Origin of the sequence: Janthinobacterium sp. J1-1, assembly GCF_030944405.1 — a bacterium.
Taxonomy (GTDB): domain Bacteria; phylum Pseudomonadota; class Gammaproteobacteria; order Burkholderiales; family Burkholderiaceae_D; genus Janthinobacterium.
Genome location: NZ_CP132339.1, coordinates 3,334,838 through 3,351,526, shown reverse-complemented (window position 1 = coordinate 3,351,526; position 16,689 = coordinate 3,334,838). Strand labels below are relative to the sequence as shown.

Here is a 16,689-nt window from a genome sequence, read left to right as displayed (position 1 = left end):
AGGAGACAACAATGAAACGCACACTCACACGCATCGCCATGGCCACCCTGGTTGCCAGTGCCTGGATGTCCGGCGCCAGCGCCGAGGAATTCCTGGTCGGCGCCGAAATCCCCCTGACCGGCAACCTGGCGCGGGTCGGCGCCGGCATGCAGGAAGGCATCCTGGTCGCGGCCGAAGTCTTCAACAAGACCAACGGCAAGCACACGGTCAAGATCATCACGGTCGACGACGAATCGGCGCCGGCCAAAGCGATTGCCGCCGTCGAAAAATTGGCCAGCCAGGGCGTGGTGGCGATCACGGGCGGCTACGGCTCGAACAATATCTCGCCCGCCTCGGACACGGCCAACAAGCTGGGCCTGGTGTATATCACCTCGGGTGGCGTCGACGACAGCCTGGTCTCCAGCGGGCGCAAGAATTTTTTCCGCATCAATAACACGGCCGGCTACGAAAAAGCCATGCTGGGCATGCTGCAGGACGTGGGCGCCAAATCGGTCTCCATCGTCTATTCGACCAAGGACGCCACCACCGGCCTGGCCAAGGACGTGGAAAAAGCCCTGCTGGCCAAGGGCGTGAAAGTGACCAGCCACTCGTTCGATCCGGCGATTACCGACTTCAAGCCCATCATCAACAAGATCAAGCTGCAGGACAAATCGGAAGTGGTGGCCATGGTCGGCTATGAAAACGACTACGTCGGCATTATCCGCGCCGCGCGCGTGCTGAAACCGAAGATCAAGGCCATGGTGGGCGTGTGGTCGCTGGCCACGCCGAAGATGGCGGCCGACTTCCCCGACCTGATGCCGAACGTGTTCGGCACGGCGCTCTTGGCCTACCCCACCGAATTCAAGACGGCCGACGGCAAGGCCTTCAGCGACGCCTACAAGCAGCTGTACAAGAAGGAGCCGGACTACCTGGGCCAGTTCGGCTATGTGCAGTCGATGCTGCTGTTCGAAGCGATCGCGCGCGCGGCCGACAAGGGCACCGTCAAAAAAGGCGGCGTGGCCGAGGAAATGCGCAAGACCGACCGCGAGACACTGATCGGCCGGGTGCAGTTTGCCGCCAACGGCGACAACCTGAACTTCGTGCACCGCATGGCGCAGCACCAGGACAAGAAAGTGGTGATCGTCTGGCCGAAGGAAAACGCCACCGGCAAGCTGGTGTATCCGGCCCTGCCCTGGTAAGGCAAGTCTGCGCGCCATCCCTGGACGCGCACCGATGAACGACAGCCTGGCCGGCCCCTCGCGGGCGCTGGCAGGCTGCCTGACGGGATAACGACATGACAGAATTAATCCTGCAGGCCCTGTATTCGGGCTTGCTGCAGGGCGGCTCCTACGCCCTGATCGCGCTCGGTCTGGCGCTGGTGTTCGGCACCATGAAGATCATCAACCTGGCGCACGGCGAGCTGGTGCTGCTGGCCGCGTACATCGCCTACAGCGTGGAATCGGGACTGGGACTCGGTCCCATGTTTGCGATCCCCATCGCGCTGGTGATCGTCAGCCTGACCTCGGTCGGCGTCTACTTTATCGTCAGCCGCATCAAGAAAGACCGCGAAATCAATTCGCTGATCCTTACCTACGGCATCGGCGTCATTCTCACCAATTTCATTTTGCTGGTATGGAAGGCCGACATCCGCTCGACCTCGTCGAGCTGGCTGCAGGAAGGCATTGAAATCGGGCCGTTTTTCAGCATGCGCAGCGAAGTGATTTTCTTCGGCGTCAGCCTGGTGCTGATGGCGGCGCTGTGGCGCTGGCTGTCGACCAGCTGGTATGGCCGCGCCGTGCGCGCCGTCTCCAGCAACCGCGACGCGGCCAAGCTGATGGGCATCGACCCGGGCCGCACCGAGATGGTGTCGTTCCTGGTGGCGGGCATCCTGGCCGCGTTTGCAGGCGTCGCCTTATTCAGCTATGGCGTGATCCAGCCGGCCTACGGCGGCGCGCTGACGGTGAAAGCCTTCATTATCACGGTGCTGGCCGGCATCGGTTCGATCCCCGGCGTGCTGATCGCCGCCGTGCTGCTGGGCGTGGCCGAAGCACTGACGGTGACGCTGGCCAGTTCTGCGCTGCAGGAATTGTCCGGCATGGTCCTGTTCCTGCTGGTGCTGTTCATTATGCCGAACGGCCTGTTCGGCGCGGTACGGAGGCGCGGATGAAATCTTCTTCCCTCATTTCCACCATGGCTCTGCTGCTGGCCGCCTATGTGGCGGTACCGCTGGTCCTCGGCAGCAACCAGTATGTGATGAGCATGGTGGTGGCGGCCCTGATCATCGGCGGCGTGGCCCTGTCCTGGGCCTTGCTGGGCAACCTGGGCGGCATGGTCAGCTTCGGCCATGCGGCGTTCTTCGGCGTCGGCGCGTATGTATCGGCGCTCACCACCGTGAAACTGGGCCTGCCCGTGTTTGCCGCCATGCTGCTGGGCGGCGTCGGCGCGACGGTTTCCGCCGTCATCATGCTGCCCGTGCTGCGCCTGCGCGGGCCGTATTTTGCGCTGGCGATCCTGGCCTACGCGCATATCTTCCGCATCGTGGCCACCGAATGGAGTTCGCTGACCGGCGGCTCGGGCGGCGTGGCCAATATCCCGACCTTGCCCACCGTATTCGGCTTCGATCTGTCCAGCAAGACCGGCGCCTATCTGGTGGTGCTGACGCTGGTGGTGGCGTGCGCGTTTGCCTACAGCCGCATCCGCTCCAGCCACTACGGCATCGCCCTGCGCGCCATGCACGACAGCGAGGATGCGACGCGCGTGGTCGGCGTCAACAGCACCTTGCTGAAAGGCGCGATGCTGCTGGTGTCGGCCTTTATGGCGGGCCTGTTCGGCGCCTTCAACGCCCACTATATCAACTTCCTGGAACCCGATTACGCCTTCAACAGCCTGTGGGTCACCTTGCCCATCGTCGCGGCGATCTTCGGCGGCTACCGCACCATCCTCGGCCCCGTGCTCGGTGCCGTGGTGGTGTACCTGGTCGACCAGCTGATCTTCAAGTCGCTGATCCCGACCGGCCACCAGCTGGTGCTGGGCGTGCTGCTGGTGGCGATGATCGTCTTCAGCCCGAACGGCTTGCTGCCGCTGCTGAAAAAATTATTCAAGGGAAAGGAGAAGACGCATGCTTGAACTTGATAATGTCTCGGTGCGCTTCGGCGGCCTGACGGCCGTCGATGCGGTCACCCTGTCCATCGCCAGCAATGACGTGATCGGCCTGGTGGGCTCGAACGGCGCCGGCAAGACCACCCTGTTCAATGCGATCTCGGGCCTGGTGCGCCCGACCGGCGGCGCGATCCGCTTCGAAGGGCGCGACGTGATGGCCACGCCGATGTACCAGCGCGCGCGCCTGGGCATCGGCCGCACCTTCCAGATACCGCAACCGATGCACGAACTGACGGTGCGCGAAAACCTGATCGTCGCGCAGCGCTTTGGCACCGGCAAGGTCGATCATAAAAAGATCGACGAGATCCTCGACTTCACCAGTTTATCCGCCAAGGCCGGGCGCGACGCGGCCAGCGAGCTGGCGCTGACGGAATTGAAGGCGCTGGAAGTGGCCAAGGCGCTGGCCACCGATCCGAAACTGCTGCTGCTCGACGAAGTGCTGGCCGGCCTGGAAACCACGGGCAAGCGCCGCTTCATGGGCATGCTGAAGGACCTCCATGCCAAGTTTGGGGTGGGGATCGTGATGATCGAGCACGATATCGAGACCATCAGCAATCTGTGCCCGCGCGTGGCGGTGCTCAATTTCGGCCAGCTGATCGCCGACGGCACGCCGGACGCGGTGTTCCGCGATCCGGCCGTCATCAAAAGTTATACGGGAGCCTTTGATGCTTGAAGTGGATAAACTGCGCGCCGGCTACGGCGCCATCAATGTGCTGTGGGATGTGTCCTTGAGCGTGGCCAAGGGCCAGCTGACGACGATCATCGGCCCGAACGGCGCCGGCAAGACGACGCTCTTGCGCGCCATCATGGGCCTGGTGCCGTCCAGCGCGGGCAGCATCAGCCTGGACGGCAAGGTCCTGAACGGCACGCCGACCTGGAAGATGAGCGATGCCAGCGTGACCATGATACCGGAAGGGCGCATGACGTTTCGCGACATGAGCGTGGAAGAAAACCTGATCATGGGTGCGTTTCCGAAGGCGCACCGGGCCCATATGCGCGCGCGGCTGGAAGAGTCGTACGCCATGTTCCCGCGCCTGCGCGAGCGGCGCAGGCAGCTGGCCGGTTCGCTGTCCGGCGGCGAAGCGCAGATGCTGGCGATGGCGCGCGGCCTGATGTCGGACCCGTCGCTGTTGATCATCGACGAACCGTCGCTGGGCCTGGCGCCGCTGGTGGTGGGCGAACTGTTCGAGATCCTGGCGCGGCTCAATGACGGCCAGCGCACCATCGTGCTGGTCGAGCAGAACACGGCGCGCGCGGTGAAAGTGGCGGACCACGTCTACCTGATGCAAAGCGGGAAAGTGGCGCTGTCGCAAAAGGCCAGCGAAGTGGACCTGGAGCATCTGCACGAGCTGTATTTTTCCCGCTAGTATCCTTACTCCTCCTCGTCGGCCAGCTTGTCGAACACCCCCAGCGCGCTTTTGCCGAGCCCGGTCACCACGAGCGGGTCGTCGGCATCGAACTGGGCGGCGTCGACCAGCATGCGCAGCTTGCTCAAGCGTTCGCCCAGCGCCAGCGCTTGCGCCTGCGGCTCGGCATCCACTTGCCCGGCCTGCGCGATGGCGCGGGTGACGGACTCGGGAAACTCCCATAATTCGGCGATCTTGACCGACAAGATGCGCGCCTGCGCAAATACCTGGGCAATAAAGGCGCTTGACTGTGGAAACGCTTCGGGCGCATGCAGCTGGTCGATCAGCCGGAACGCCACCACCAGGCCGACATTGGTCATCAGGCCCGCCAGGTAGGCGTCGAAGGCGTTCGCCTGCATGCCGGGGGCCAGCAGGCTGGCCGCCAGCGCGCATTTTTCGGACTGGCGCCAGATCAGCGGCGCCGTGCGCACGGTCAGGCCACCGCTTTTCATGCTGACGATGGGACGGAAGGCAACGCGGGCCAGCAGCATGCGCATATTGTTTTGCCCGAGCAGCATGATGGCGCCTTCCATGGTGCTGATCGACGGGCTGGCGTTGTAGCGCGAATGGTAGCAGGGCCGGTTCGCTTCCCGATAGACCTCGGCCACCAGCACCACGTCCTGCGCCAACTGGCGCGACAGCTCGGCGGCGCTCATGTTTTCTTCTTGCAGGGTACGCATCAACTGCGGAATGATGGCCGGAATGCGCGGCACCAGCGCGGCGCCGGCGACCGGTTCGCGGGCCAGGCGCGTCAATTCATCCAGGATGCGCTGTTCGGTCTGCGCTGGCGCCTGCGTCGACCCCACGGCCGCCAGCCAGCGATAGTAGATGGCATCGATTTCGGCGATAGTGGCGGGCTCGTGCTCGACCTCCGGCGCCGCCGCTGTCGTGACTGGTGCAGGCTTTTTGTCGTCGCCGCCGTTCAGTAGTTTTCCTATCCAACCCATATGCCGTCCACGCTCTCATTGCTTCACTATCGGGAAATCCGAACCGCGATTTTACCTGATGCGAAGTGCTACAGTGGCGCCTGCATGGAAAGCGCCCGGGGCCGGTCCCGGGCATGGCATGGAGCTCATCATGAACAACAGTCTTGCGCATTACATCCGTACCCAGGCATATAACAACGCCTGGGCCAATCACCGCTTGTACCAGGCCTGCGCACAGTTGTCGCAGGCCGAGTTCCAGGCGGTGCGCACCAGCTTTTTTCCCACCATCGGGGCCACGCTGAACCATATCCTGACGTGCGACTGGTTTTATCTCGATGCGCTCGAGCGCGAATTGCGCGGCGAGCCGCCGCATCCCGACTGCTACGTCTTTTTTGAGCAGGACGAACCGTTCGACAACTGCCTGGACCTGCATGCGGCGCAGCGGGCCTCGGACCAGCGCCTGATCGCGCATTGCCGGCAGTTGAGCGACGCCGACCTGGCGCGCCCCGTCACCATCCTGCGCGACACGCCGCAGGTCGACACGCGCATGCGCCTGCTGGCGCATCTGTTCCAGCACCAGCTGCACCACCGGGGCCAGGTGCACGCCATGCTGGCCGGCACGCGCATCGAACCGCCGCAGCTCGACGAATTTTACTGCGCCGGCGAGGCGGACCTGCGGGCGCAGGATTTTGCCGACCTGGGCTGGACCGAGCCGGAGGTATGGGGCGAACGCTGAGCTACTCGGCCTCGTGACAGCACACGCACAGCTTGTTGCCATCGAGGTCGCGAAAGTAGGCGCCGTAATAATTCGCGTGGTAATGCGGCCGCAAGCCGGGCGGGCCTTCGCACACGGCGCCTTGCGCCAGCGCCGCCTGGTAGCTGCGGTCCACCTGCGCGCGGCTGCCGGCCAGCAGCGCCGTCATCTGGCCATTGCCGGGCGACGCCGCCTGGCCATCGTGCGGCGCGCCCAGCACGAACAGCGGACGCGGCACGCCAGGCATCATCCAGCCCGCCCAGGGCTTGGCGGGATCGTGAAACTTCTGCACCAGGCCCAGTTCACCGAGCAGGTCGGTATAAAACGCGTAAGCGCGTGCAAAATCATTGGTGCCGAGACAGAGATGGGACAGCATGCGGTTCCTTTCAACAGGCGGTGGTGCGAACGGTCAAACCCTGGCCTGATTATAATGGCGCATCTCTTTTTGATACGCCGCCATGACCGACACCCACCGCCTCGCATTGCATCTTCCGACCACCGCCGATACGCATGATCTGCTGGCGTTCGAACTGGACAACCGCGCCCACTTCGAAACCTGGGTCACGGCGCGCGCGCAGTCGTATTACAAGCTGGACGCGATTGCCGCCATGATCGAACAGGCGCAGCGCGAACGCGAGCAGGACCAGTCCTACCAGTTCCTGGCCAAGCTCGATGGCCAGATCGTCGGCAGGGTCAACCTGACCGGTGTCACGCGGCCGTATTTCAACAAGGCGCAGCTGGGCTACCGCATCGGCGCGCAGTTTGGCGGCCGCGGCTATGCCAGCCGCCTGGTGGCGCTGCTGCTGGAACAGGCGTTCGGGCCGCTGGAACTGTGGCGCCTGGAATCGATCGTGCGGCTCCCCAACCTGGCGTCGGCGAAGGTATTGCAACGCAACGGTTTTCATCAATATGGCATGTCCGAGCAAGCCATGTATTTCGACGGCGCCTGGCGCGACTTGCTGTATTTCGAACGCCGCAAGCACGACGTCGCCCAGGATCAGGGCAAATAAACAGTTTCCTGGCATGAATGCTGTTTTATCTCAGGCGCTGACGACTTTGCGCCAGGACAAAGCGCGGACTCGTTTGGCTGACAGACTCGAGGTTCGGGAATCTTCCCAACCTTGACGAGTCAAACATGAAACTGCGCCACCGCCTGTTTGAACACGTGTTGCTGATGCTGCTGTTGGCCCCTTGCCATTTTCTGTGCCGCCATCGTGCTGGCCTGGATGGCACAGTGGGCGGAAACGCTGCAACTGCCAACTTACCTGGTCTACGGCATGCATTTGATCGGCATGGTGCTGTTCTTTCTCGACGGCTGCGTCGTGGTTGCGGCCAGCAGCATCCTCGCTGCCCGCCTGTACCAATTCCTGTCCAGGGAGGACATATGAATACGCTGCATGCCCTGTTCACGCTGCGCCACCCACGCCGTTTCTGGCTGACCTCGCTCGCCATCGCCTTCCTCTGCGCCATCGTGCTGGCGCCATGGCTCGACAGCTCGCCATGGCTGGTGACGATTCCCCTCGTCCTCGGTGGCTTGCTGGTGGCCATGGGCGAGCTGTGGGAAGAGCTGCACGGCAAGTCGTTGCCGGGCAACGATCAAGCCACGCCTTGCCGGCGGCCTTGATGCGCGCTCATGAGGCTGGCACGCAACACTGTGCGGCAAGGTACAGCGGCAAGCGAGCGATTTAAGAATGGCTTCAGTCTCGCCGGGCATGGTGGACATGTGCTGCAAACAAGACAGCACTCCCACTGTGCAACCCTGACGAGAAAGACTCACCATGCGGATCAGCACCTGGCTACGCGCCAACAAAGGTTTTATCCTGTTCCTGATGCTGTTCGGCGTGTTCCGCACGGCCGTGGCGGACTGGAATCCCATCCCCTCGGCGTCGATGCGGCCCAACCTGGTCGAAGGCGACGTGGTCTTCGTCAACCGACTGGCCTACAACCTGAAAGTGCCGCTGACCGACATCGTGCTGCAACATACGGGCGAACCGCAGCGCGGCGACATCGTCACCTTTTCCTCGCCGCTTGACGGCACGCGGCTGATCAAGCGCATCATCGCCCTGCCAGGCGATACGGTGGCAATGCGCAACGAACAACTGGTCATCAATGGCCGTGCCGCACAGTACAGCGCGCTCGATACGGTCGCCGAAACCATCGCTGCCGTCGGCCAGTTGCAGGCACAGCGGGTCAGCGAACAGGGCGTCGGGCAGGCGCAGGCGCACCGCATCCAGCTGCTGCCGCAATTGCCGGCGCGGCGCAATTTTGCCACCGTCACCGTGCCCGCCGGCCACTACATGATGCTGGGCGATAACCGCGACAACAGCGCCGACTCGCGCTATTTCGGCTTCGTGCCACGCGAACTGTTGATCGGCAAGGCCGAGCGCATCCTGGTGTCGGCCGATATCCAGGATGCCTGGCAGCCGCGATTCGATCGTTTCGGCATGCCATTGCAGTAACAGCGACACGCATGGGCAAGGGATTTTTCGCGTAGCATGTGACCATCATGCATACACTTCTTCCCTCCAGCCCGCCATTGGCCAGCCACGGCGAGGCCCCCGAACAGCTGGCGCAGTTCCTGCAACGCCATCCCGACGTGCTGCTGTTGACGGGCGCCGGCATCAGCACGGCGTCCGGCATCCCCGACTACCGCGACACCGATGGCGTGCGGCGCGGCAATGCACCCGTGCAGGGACCCGACTTTCGGCGCCAGCCAGCCGTGCAGCGGCGCTACTGGGCACGCAGCATGGTCGGTTATCCGGCGCTGTCGCGCGCCGCGCCCAATCCCGGCCACCTGGCCATCGCGCAAATGGCGTTGCAGGGCAACGTCGGCAGCCTGGTCACGCAAAATGTCGATGGCCTGCACCAGCGGGCCGGCAGCACGGGCGTCACCGAATTGCACGGCAGCATACACGAGGTGGTGTGCCTCGATTGCCACGCGCACTATGCGCGCCGCACGGTGCAGGACATGCTCGACTACGACAACCCGCACATGGTCGGCGCCACCGCCACGCCGGCGCCCGATGGCGACGCCCTGCTCGAACCGTCCCAACTGGCCAGCTTCGTCGTGCCGCGCTGCCTGCATTGCGGCGGCACCCTGAAACCCGACGTGGTGTTTTTCGGCGATGGCGTGCCGGCCGCCTGCGCCACCGAAGCGGCGCAAAAGATGCAGGACGCCAGCGCGCTGCTGGTGATCGGCTCGTCGGTGATGGTGTATTCCAGCTTTCGCCTGTGCCGCATGGCGGCGGAAAGCGGCAAGCCGGTGGCCGCCATCAACCTGGGCAAGACGCGCGCCGATGAGCTGCTGGCGTTCAAGATCGAAACGCCGGCGCAGGACATCCTGCCGTTTGTCGCCGCCTTGCTGGCTTGAACGCTACTCGCCTCAGGCCACCGGCAGGAGCGGCGCGCGCAACAGCTGGCCCTGGCCGCCGGTGATGCCGGCCGCGCTGTTGGCGATCGCTTCCAGCGGTGCGCCAAGCGCGATCGCGCTGGCCGAGTCCAGGCGCTGCAGCTGTTCCGGCGTCAAGACCAGCGCCAGCGCGCCGAGGGTGGCGTCCAGCTGGGCCAGCGTGCGCGAACCGAGGATGGGCACCAGCGCCGTGCTGGATTTGTTTGCCTTGGCCAGCAGCCAGGCAATCGCCACCTGCACCGGCGCCACCTCATGCTCGCCGGCAATCGCCAGCACGGCGTCGACCGTCGCCGTTTCGCGCGCGCCCTGTTCAGTACGCACCAGCACGCCGCCAAAGCCCGTCAGGCGGCCTTCGCGGCTGTCGCGGTATTTGCCGGTCAGCAAACCACCGCCCAGTGGCGACCATAGCGCCGCACCCAGCCCCAGCGCCTCGGCCATCGGCAGCAAGTCGCGGTCGGCGCTGCGCTCGGCCAGGCTGTATTCGGTCTGCACGCCGATCAGGGGCGCCCAGCCACGCAGCTCGGCCATCATGTCGGCGCGCGCCACGCGCCAGGCGGGAAAGTTCGACGGGCCCGCATACAGGATCTTGCCGGAACGCACCAAGTCGTCGAAGGCGCGCATGATCTCGTCCATCGGCGTGGCGTCATCGCTGAAATGCGCCCAATACAGGTCGATGCGGTCGGTATTCAGGCGCTTCAGGCTCGCTTCGACGGACTGTATCATGGTCTTGCGGCTATTGCCCGTGCGCGACAGGCCGGCATTCGGCTGGCCACCCAAGGTGTATTTGCTGGCCAGCACGAAGTGGTCGCGGTCGGCGGCGATAAAGTCGCCCACCAGTTGCTCGGACTGTCCCACCTGGTAGGTATCGGCCGTATCGATGAAGTTGCCGCCTGCGGCCACATAGCCGTCGAACACGCTTTTCGCCTCCTCGCGTTCGGAACCATAACCCCAGCCCGTGCCGAAGTTACCGGTACCCAAAGCCAGTTGCGACACGCGCACACCGGTGCAGCGGCCAAATGTTGTGTAGTGCATGGACATGATTTCTCCTGAATGCGGCTGCGCCGCGATTAAATGATGATCGTCATGTTCGAAGCATAGGACACTTTTGCATAAATGTCGATCATAATTTAAAAGGGCAAATTACGAGCTGCCGCCACTCTGGCTATACTATGCAATTCACAAGGAGAATTCATGCTGGAACTGTTGAGTGAACATGCCTGCTTTGGCGGCGTACAACGCTTTTATCGCCACGATGCGCAAGCGACCGGCTTGCCGATGCGTTTCTCGGTGTTTATCCCGGCCAGCGCGGCGGACAAGGCAGGCAAACACCCTGCCCTGTTTTACCTGGCCGGGCTGACCTGCACCGAAGAAACCTTCATGATCAAGGGCGGCGCCCAGCGCGTGGCGGCCGAGGAAGGCCTGATCCTGATCACCCCCGATACCAGCCCGCGCGGCGCCAATATCGCCGGCGAGACCGACGCCTGGGACTTCGGTGCCGGCGCCGGCTTCTATGTCGACGCCACCGAAGCGCCATGGAGCACGCATTACCGCATGTACAGCTATATCCTGGAACTGCGGGCGCTGCTGGAGCAGGCATTGCACATCGACCCGCAGCGTACCGGCATCTTCGGCCACTCGATGGGCGGCCATGGCGCGCTGGTATTGGCCCTGCGCAATCCCGGGCTGTTCCACTCGGTGTCGGCCTTTGCCCCCATCGCCGCGCCCTCGCAATGTCCATGGGGCAAAAAGGCCTTCACGGGCTACCTCGGCAGCGACGAGAGCGGCTGGCAACAGTACGACGCCAGCGCGCTGATGACCGCGTTGCAAGGACAAGCCGTACCGTTTCCTGATGGCATATTGATCGACCAGGGCCTGGCCGACAAATTCCTGCCGGACCAACTGTTCCCGGAAGTATTCGAAGCGGCCTGCCGCAATGCCGGCCAGCCCCTGACACTGCGCCGCCACGAAGGCTACGACCATGGCTATTACTTCATTTCCACCTTCGTGGAAGACCATCTGCGCTTCCATGCGCGCAATCTGGGCAGCAAAGGCTAAGCAGTTTTAGAAATCGCCACTGGCATGCCCGTTGAAATGGCGGGTGTACCAGTCGCAGGCCAGCAAGGCCGCCTGGTGGCGCGCCTCCGCGCTGCCCGGTGCGGCGATCTGTTCCAGTTGCTTGTCGCAGCGCAGCGCGGCAAACGCCATGCGGTTCAGGCCGGCGACATCGGGATCGCGCCCGGCCACGATCAACAGCGAGGGCACGCGCACATTGTCCAGCGCGGCCTTGCCGGCCAGTTCCACTTGTGCATCGCAGACGGCCAGGGCGGCCAGTTCGCTGCCGCGCCAGGCCGCCACTTGCATCACCGCCGCCGCGCTGGCGCCCTGGCCATACAGGCCGCAAGGCAGCTTGCGCGTGGTGGCATCGATGCGCAGCCAGCCCAGCGCCTTTTCCAGCTGGCGCGCCAGCAGCACGACATCGGCATGCACGAAATAGCGGTGTCCGCCATCGCCGCCGCCGGGAGCGATGCCGGCCTGGTCGAAGCACAGGGTGGCCAGGCCGGCGCGCACGAAGTCGCTGGCGGTCGCCTGCGTGGCGGCATTGCGGTAGCCGCCATCGGCGCTGGCCCCATGCGCAAACAGCACCACGCCCACCGGTCGTTCCGGCAGCATCAATACCCCGTCGAGCTGCAGTTCATCGGCCGTAATGCTGACAAATTGTTCTTGCATGCTTGCCTCCCTGAGGTACGGTTTGGACTTCCCGGGCGGCACCAAGGCGGGAGCCTGGCCGCATGCTCAGTGTAGCAAACTTGCCACCATGTTCAAACCGCGCCGTAGCGGTCCAGTCCCTTCAGCACGGCTTCCGGGCGTATCGGCAAGTGGCGCACGCGCGCGCCGACGGCGGCAAAGATGGCGTTGGCGATCGCCGGCGCCACCACCGTGGTCGGCGGCTCGCCCATGCCGGTCGCGGCTTCCTTACTCTGGACAAACTCGATATCGAGCTCGGGCACGTCGGCAATCCGCAGCGGCGTATAGCTGGAGAGGTTGGTGTCGCGCACCTGGCCGTTCAAAAACGCCGTGCCTTCGTGGATCGCCATGCTCACGCCCCACAGCGCGCCGCCTTCGGCCTGCGCCAGCGCGCCGTCGGGGTCGACGATGGTGCCGGCGTCGATCACCATGGTCAGTTTTTCGACTTGCACCATGCAAGTATTGCGGTCAACCCGCACCCGCGCCACGCAGGCGGTCCAGGTCGGCATATCGCGCTCCTGGCCAAAGGTGGCGGCGATGCCCAGGCCCGTGTCTTTCGGCATGGCCTTGCCCCAGCCGGCTTTTTCCGCCGCGCGCAGCAACACCTGCACCAGGCGTTGCGCGCCGCCGACGGCGTTCGGCGCGCTGCCCGCATTGCGGCCCGTGGCCTGCAGCAGCGACAGGCGGAAGTCCAAGGGATTGACCTTGGCCGCCTGCGCCGCCTCATCGATAAAACTTTCCACCGCCCAGTTGGTCCAGCCCGGCCCCACCGAACGCAGCCAGCCCGGCCGGAAGGTGCTGTTGGCCAGGTCGTTGGAAATCGCGCGCACGCGCTGCGCGCCCACCGTGTACCAGTGATCGGCGCCGGCGATCGCGAACGGATCGTAAGGATGGCCTTGCTTGTCCTTGGACAAAAAGGCCGGCGCCAGGGCCTGGGTCGGCCAGCCGGCGCTCGCCTCATGCTGCATGGCGGTGACCTTGCCATTGGCATCGAAGGCCATGCGCAGATGCTGCATCGAAGGCGAACGGGGCGAATCGAAGCGCGCGTCGTCGGCCCGCGAACAGATCATTTTCACGGGCCGCCCCAGCGCTTTCGCGCCCAGCGCGGCCGGGATGCAATAATCGCCGTTGAGGCGCCGGCCAAAGCCGCCGCCCAGCAGATAGGTATGCAGCACCACCTGGCTTTCGGGCACCTGCAGCGCCTTGGCCAGCACCGGCAAGGTCAGCGATTGCCATTGCGTGCCGGCATGGATATGCCAGACGCCATCGATTTCCTGCGCCGTGGCGTTCACCGGTTCGAGCTGGAAATGCAGCACCGTGGCCGTCGTGTACTGGCGCGCCAACGTCAGGCCGGCGTCGGCGAACGCCTGCTCCACGCCCTCGTCATCGACCACGCGCGCGCCCAGGGTGGGGTCGGCGATCTGCTTGCTGCCGTAATGCAGGATGTCCTGCTCGGACACATGGGCTGCCGCGCCGGCCCGCCATTTGACCTGCACCAGGTCGGCCGCGCGGCTGGCCGCCGCATAGCTTTCCGCATACACCATGACCCAGCCCGGCACCGTGCCGCTGGGGTCATTCAGAGCTTCCGATTTCAGGTAGCCCTTGATCTTCTTCGCCGCCGTGTCGTCGATCGACAGCACTTTGCAACCGTAGCGTGTGGGCGGGATCTTCGGCCTCGCATATACCATGCCGTCGATTTCCACATCGATACCCGCATCGATACCGTACATGGCCGTGCCATCGGTTTTCGACGGCACGTCCAGCGCCTGCACCGCCTGCCCCACCAGACGGCGCTGCTGCGGCGTCTTCAGCACGATGGCTTTCAACTGCTCCGGCGTATAGTGCCGCCCCAGCTTGCCGCGCCGCACGATCTCGCCATAGCTGATCGAGCGGCCACGTCCGTGCACCACGCCCAGCCTGGCCGTACAGGCCGAGACCGGCACGCGCAGCAGCCGCGCGCCTTCTTCGAGCAGGGCCAAGCGCCCGGCCGCGCCGGCGCGGCTCAGCGGCTCGAAATTCTGCCACACCGACCAGCTGCCGCCCGTCACCATCAGCCCCCATTTCGGGTCGCTGTCCACGTAACGCAGCTTGACCTTGCTCCAGTCCGCCTCCAGCTCGTCGGCCACGATGCGCGCCAACGCCGTACCGATATGCTGGCCCATTTCCGCCTTGGCGATATTCACGGTCACGATGCCGTCGCGGTCGATCCCGAACCAGATGGTGGGATCAAACACGGGTGCGGCGGGCGCCGCGGCAGGCACGCTTGCCGCCTTGCCGGCCGCCATGGAACTGTCGGCGCGCAGGAAGGCCAGGGTAAAACCGGTGCCGGCGGCGGCGATCAGGAAGCCGCGCCGACCCAGCGAGCTGGGCTGCGATGCGGCATGTTCTTTCGGCAGCTTAAGCATCGGCCTTCTCCTGCATGCCGGCCGCCAGCTTGATCGCCTTGCGGATGCGCACATAGGCCATGCAGCGGCACAGGTTGCCGCTCATTACGGCGTCGATATTGGCGTCGGTCGGCTGCGGGTAGTCGCGCAGCAAGGTGGCCGCCTGCATGATCTGGCCAGACTGGCAATAGCCGCACTGGGGCGCCTGGGTGGCGATCCAGGCTTGCTGCAAGGGATGCTTGCCGTCCGGCGACAGCCCTTCGATGGTGGTGACGGCAGAGCCGGACACGGCGGACACGGGCATGATGCAGGAGCGCACGGCGCGGCCGTCGACATGCACGGTGCAGGCGCCGCACAGGCCGATGCCGCAGCCAAACTTGGTACCTTTTAATCTGGCGTCGTCGCGCAGCACCCACAGCAGGGGTGTCTCGGCGTCCACATCGGCGGAAAACGGTTTTCCATTAATGGTCAAATGATGCATGAGCTTGCTTTCTTGGGGATTTACTTGCCGGCACGCACGCGCGCCACCGTCGCTTCCAGGTTGCTCCAGGCCGGCTGGTGGCTGCGGCTGCGGCGCAAATACGCCGCCAGTTGGGCAATGTCGGCATCCGTCAGCGACTGGGCAAAGGCCGGCATCAGCACGCCGCGCAGGCCCTCGTCCTTGCCCACGCCGTGCAGGATCACCTGGATCAGGTTGGACGGGTCGGGCGCGCTGACGGCGCTGTTCAGGCTCAGTTCCGGCCGCAGCAGCGAGGGCTGGCCGTCGCTGTTCGAGTGGCACGATGCGCAGGCGGCCACGTACAGGCTGGCGCCACGGTCGTTATCGATCATGCCGACCTTCTGCGAGCGCTTGATGCCGGCCGCGATCACCGAGGCCGCATCGACCGGTGGCACGACCTGGTCCTGCGGCTTGGCCAGGTCGGCAAAATAGGCGGCCAGCGCGCGGATATCGGCGTCGGGCGAAGCATCCATGCCCTCGTGCACCACTTCCGACATGGGCCCGGCCGCCACCCCGTGCAGGGCGGTGGCGCCGGTACGCAGGAAGGCGTACAGCTCGTCCTTCGTCCACGGCAGCGGCGCCGTGTTGGCAGCTGTCAATGGCGGCGCATACCAGTGGTCGATGGCCGCGCCCTGGTAGGCCGAGCCGGCCACCTCCGCACCGAGCGCATTGCGCGGCGTATGGCAGGCGGCGCAATGGGCCAGGCCTTCGGCCAGGTAGCGGCCCCGGTTCCAGTCCGCGCCTTGCGCGGCATTGCGCGGCAAGCTGCCGGGTTTAAAAAACAGCAATTTCCAGCCGGCCTGCAGGGCGCGCTGGTTCAAGGGAAACGGCACGGTATTGGCGGGAGTGACCGCATACACGGGCGGGCGCGTCATGAAATAAGCGTACAGGGCGGCAATATCGGCATCGCTGGCCAGTGCGAAGTGCGTGTAGGGAAACACGGGAAACAGGTGTTCGCCGTCGCGCCCCATGCCTTCGCGCATGGCGCGCTGGAACGCCGCCAGCGACCAGCGGCCGATACCCGTCTGCGGGTCGGGCGTGATATTGGTGGCGTGGATGGTGCCGAACGGCGTGGCCATGCCGCGCCCGCCCGCATAGTCGGCGCCGCCCTTGACCGTATGGCAGGCGGCGCAATTGCCCATGCCGGCCAGGATGCGGCCCTGTTCGATCGCCTGGGCGGAAAACGCGGTGGATGGTGGCGTGGCGATGGGTGCCAGCGCGGGACGCCAGTAAGCGGCGTAGATGGCGCCGGCGGCGACCACAAGCAGGCCCAGCAATATAAGCAGGCCGGTACAGATTTTCTTGAACAAGACTTTCCGATAATAAAAACTAGCGCACAGGCCGTGCGCTTCATGGCAGAATTTTACGCGGATTGCGACTTGTTGTATGTAAGCAAAGTTACCTAGCGCCGCCCTGTGTCAGCAAGCG

General features: G+C 64.7%; 19 protein-coding genes. 12 read left to right on the top strand and 7 right to left on the bottom strand.

The window, feature by feature from the left end:
• Window positions 1-11: 11 nt before the first annotated feature.
• From Q8L25_RS15275 to Q8L25_RS15255, 5 genes are all read left to right on the top strand, one after another.
• Window positions 12-1,178: an ABC transporter substrate-binding protein gene (locus Q8L25_RS15275; protein WP_308925616.1), complete on the top strand. Its 1,167-nt coding sequence runs from the start codon at window positions 12-14 to the stop codon at window positions 1,176-1,178.
• Window positions 1,179-1,273: 95 nt separating this feature from the next.
• Complete coding sequence (locus Q8L25_RS15270) at window positions 1,274-2,146, top strand: branched-chain amino acid ABC transporter permease (RefSeq protein WP_308925615.1); 873 nt, start codon at window positions 1,274-1,276, stop codon at window positions 2,144-2,146.
• Window positions 2,143-3,105: a branched-chain amino acid ABC transporter permease gene (locus Q8L25_RS15265; RefSeq protein ID WP_308925614.1), complete on the top strand. Its 963-nt coding sequence runs from the start codon at window positions 2,143-2,145 to the stop codon at window positions 3,103-3,105. Before Q8L25_RS15270 ends, Q8L25_RS15265 begins: the two co-directional genes overlap by 4 nt.
• Entirely contained in the window at window positions 3,098-3,811 is a 714-nt protein-coding gene (locus Q8L25_RS15260) for an ABC transporter ATP-binding protein (RefSeq protein WP_308925613.1), read from the top strand. The genes Q8L25_RS15265 and Q8L25_RS15260 overlap by 8 nt, the downstream gene beginning before the upstream one ends.
• Window positions 3,804-4,505, top strand: coding sequence for an ABC transporter ATP-binding protein (locus Q8L25_RS15255; RefSeq protein ID WP_308925612.1), 702 nt, complete (start codon window positions 3,804-3,806; stop codon window positions 4,503-4,505). Before Q8L25_RS15260 ends, Q8L25_RS15255 begins: the two co-directional genes overlap by 8 nt.
• A 5-nt stretch (window positions 4,506-4,510) precedes the next feature.
• Here the strand turns inward: Q8L25_RS15255 and Q8L25_RS15250 are convergent, their stop codons facing one another.
• A complete protein-coding gene (locus Q8L25_RS15250) occupies window positions 4,511-5,491 on the bottom strand; it encodes an HDOD domain-containing protein (RefSeq protein ID WP_308925611.1) in 981 nt (326 codons plus the stop codon).
• 130 nt (window positions 5,492-5,621) lie between these two features.
• On the opposite strand from Q8L25_RS15250, the gene Q8L25_RS15245 reads away from it, so the two are divergent.
• Window positions 5,622-6,206, top strand: coding sequence for a DinB family protein (locus tag Q8L25_RS15245; RefSeq protein ID WP_308925610.1), 585 nt, complete (start codon window positions 5,622-5,624; stop codon window positions 6,204-6,206).
• A 1-nt stretch (window position 6,207) separates the two neighbouring features.
• On the opposite strand, the gene Q8L25_RS15240 is transcribed toward Q8L25_RS15245, so the two are convergent.
• Window positions 6,208-6,600 carry a VOC family protein gene (locus Q8L25_RS15240; RefSeq protein WP_308925609.1) on the bottom strand — a complete coding sequence of 131 codons (393 nt, stop codon included), beginning with the start codon at window positions 6,598-6,600 and terminating at the stop codon, window positions 6,208-6,210.
• A gap of 82 nt (window positions 6,601-6,682) precedes the next feature.
• Between Q8L25_RS15240 and Q8L25_RS15235 the strand changes: the two genes are divergently transcribed.
• The 5 genes from Q8L25_RS15235 to Q8L25_RS15215 all read left to right on the top strand — a co-directional run bounded on the left by Q8L25_RS15235 (window position 6,683) and on the right by Q8L25_RS15215 (window position 9,594).
• Window positions 6,683-7,234, top strand: coding sequence for a GNAT family protein (locus Q8L25_RS15235; RefSeq protein WP_308925608.1), 552 nt, complete (start codon window positions 6,683-6,685; stop codon window positions 7,232-7,234).
• Between the two features lie 204 nt (window positions 7,235-7,438).
• Entirely contained in the window at window positions 7,439-7,612 is a 174-nt protein-coding gene (locus Q8L25_RS15230) for a hypothetical protein (protein WP_308925607.1), read from the top strand.
• Complete coding sequence (locus tag Q8L25_RS15225; protein WP_308925606.1) at window positions 7,609-7,848, top strand: hypothetical protein; 240 nt, start codon at window positions 7,609-7,611, stop codon at window positions 7,846-7,848. Before Q8L25_RS15230 ends, Q8L25_RS15225 begins: the two co-directional genes overlap by 4 nt.
• A gap of 154 nt (window positions 7,849-8,002) precedes the next feature.
• Entirely contained in the window at window positions 8,003-8,683 is a 681-nt protein-coding gene (gene lepB, locus Q8L25_RS15220; protein ID WP_374694279.1) for a signal peptidase I, read from the top strand.
• Window positions 8,684-8,730: 47 nt separating this feature from the next.
• Window positions 8,731-9,594: an NAD-dependent protein deacetylase gene (locus Q8L25_RS15215; RefSeq protein WP_308925605.1), complete on the top strand. Its 864-nt coding sequence runs from the start codon at window positions 8,731-8,733 to the stop codon at window positions 9,592-9,594.
• A 12-nt stretch (window positions 9,595-9,606) separates the two neighbouring features.
• Here Q8L25_RS15215 and Q8L25_RS15210 read toward each other — a convergent pair whose 3' ends face one another.
• Complete coding sequence (locus Q8L25_RS15210; RefSeq protein ID WP_308925604.1) at window positions 9,607-10,671, bottom strand: aldo/keto reductase; 1,065 nt, start codon at window positions 10,669-10,671, stop codon at window positions 9,607-9,609.
• Window positions 10,672-10,824: 153 nt separating this feature from the next.
• Here Q8L25_RS15210 and fghA point away from each other — a divergent pair, with 153 nt between their 5' ends.
• Window positions 10,825-11,688, top strand: a complete 864-nt coding sequence (fghA, locus tag Q8L25_RS15205; RefSeq protein WP_308925603.1) for an S-formylglutathione hydrolase — start codon at window positions 10,825-10,827, stop codon at window positions 11,686-11,688.
• Between the two features lie 6 nt (window positions 11,689-11,694).
• Here fghA and Q8L25_RS15200 read toward each other — a convergent pair whose 3' ends face one another.
• The 4 genes from Q8L25_RS15200 to Q8L25_RS15185 all read right to left on the bottom strand — a co-directional run bounded on the left by Q8L25_RS15200 (window position 11,695) and on the right by Q8L25_RS15185 (window position 16,571).
• Window positions 11,695-12,360, bottom strand: coding sequence for an alpha/beta hydrolase (locus tag Q8L25_RS15200; RefSeq protein WP_308925602.1), 666 nt, complete (start codon window positions 12,358-12,360; stop codon window positions 11,695-11,697).
• A 92-nt stretch (window positions 12,361-12,452) separates the two neighbouring features.
• Window positions 12,453-14,783: a molybdopterin cofactor-binding domain-containing protein gene (locus tag Q8L25_RS15195; RefSeq protein ID WP_308925601.1), complete on the bottom strand. Its 2,331-nt coding sequence runs from the start codon at window positions 14,781-14,783 to the stop codon at window positions 12,453-12,455.
• Window positions 14,776-15,243: a 2Fe-2S iron-sulfur cluster-binding protein gene (locus Q8L25_RS15190; protein ID WP_308925600.1), complete on the bottom strand. Its 468-nt coding sequence runs from the start codon at window positions 15,241-15,243 to the stop codon at window positions 14,776-14,778. Before Q8L25_RS15190 ends, Q8L25_RS15195 begins: the two co-directional genes overlap by 8 nt.
• A gap of 20 nt (window positions 15,244-15,263) precedes the next feature.
• Window positions 15,264-16,571 carry a cytochrome c gene (locus Q8L25_RS15185; RefSeq protein WP_308925599.1) on the bottom strand — a complete coding sequence of 436 codons (1,308 nt, stop codon included), beginning with the start codon at window positions 16,569-16,571 and terminating at the stop codon, window positions 15,264-15,266.
• Window positions 16,572-16,689 lie beyond the last annotated feature (118 nt).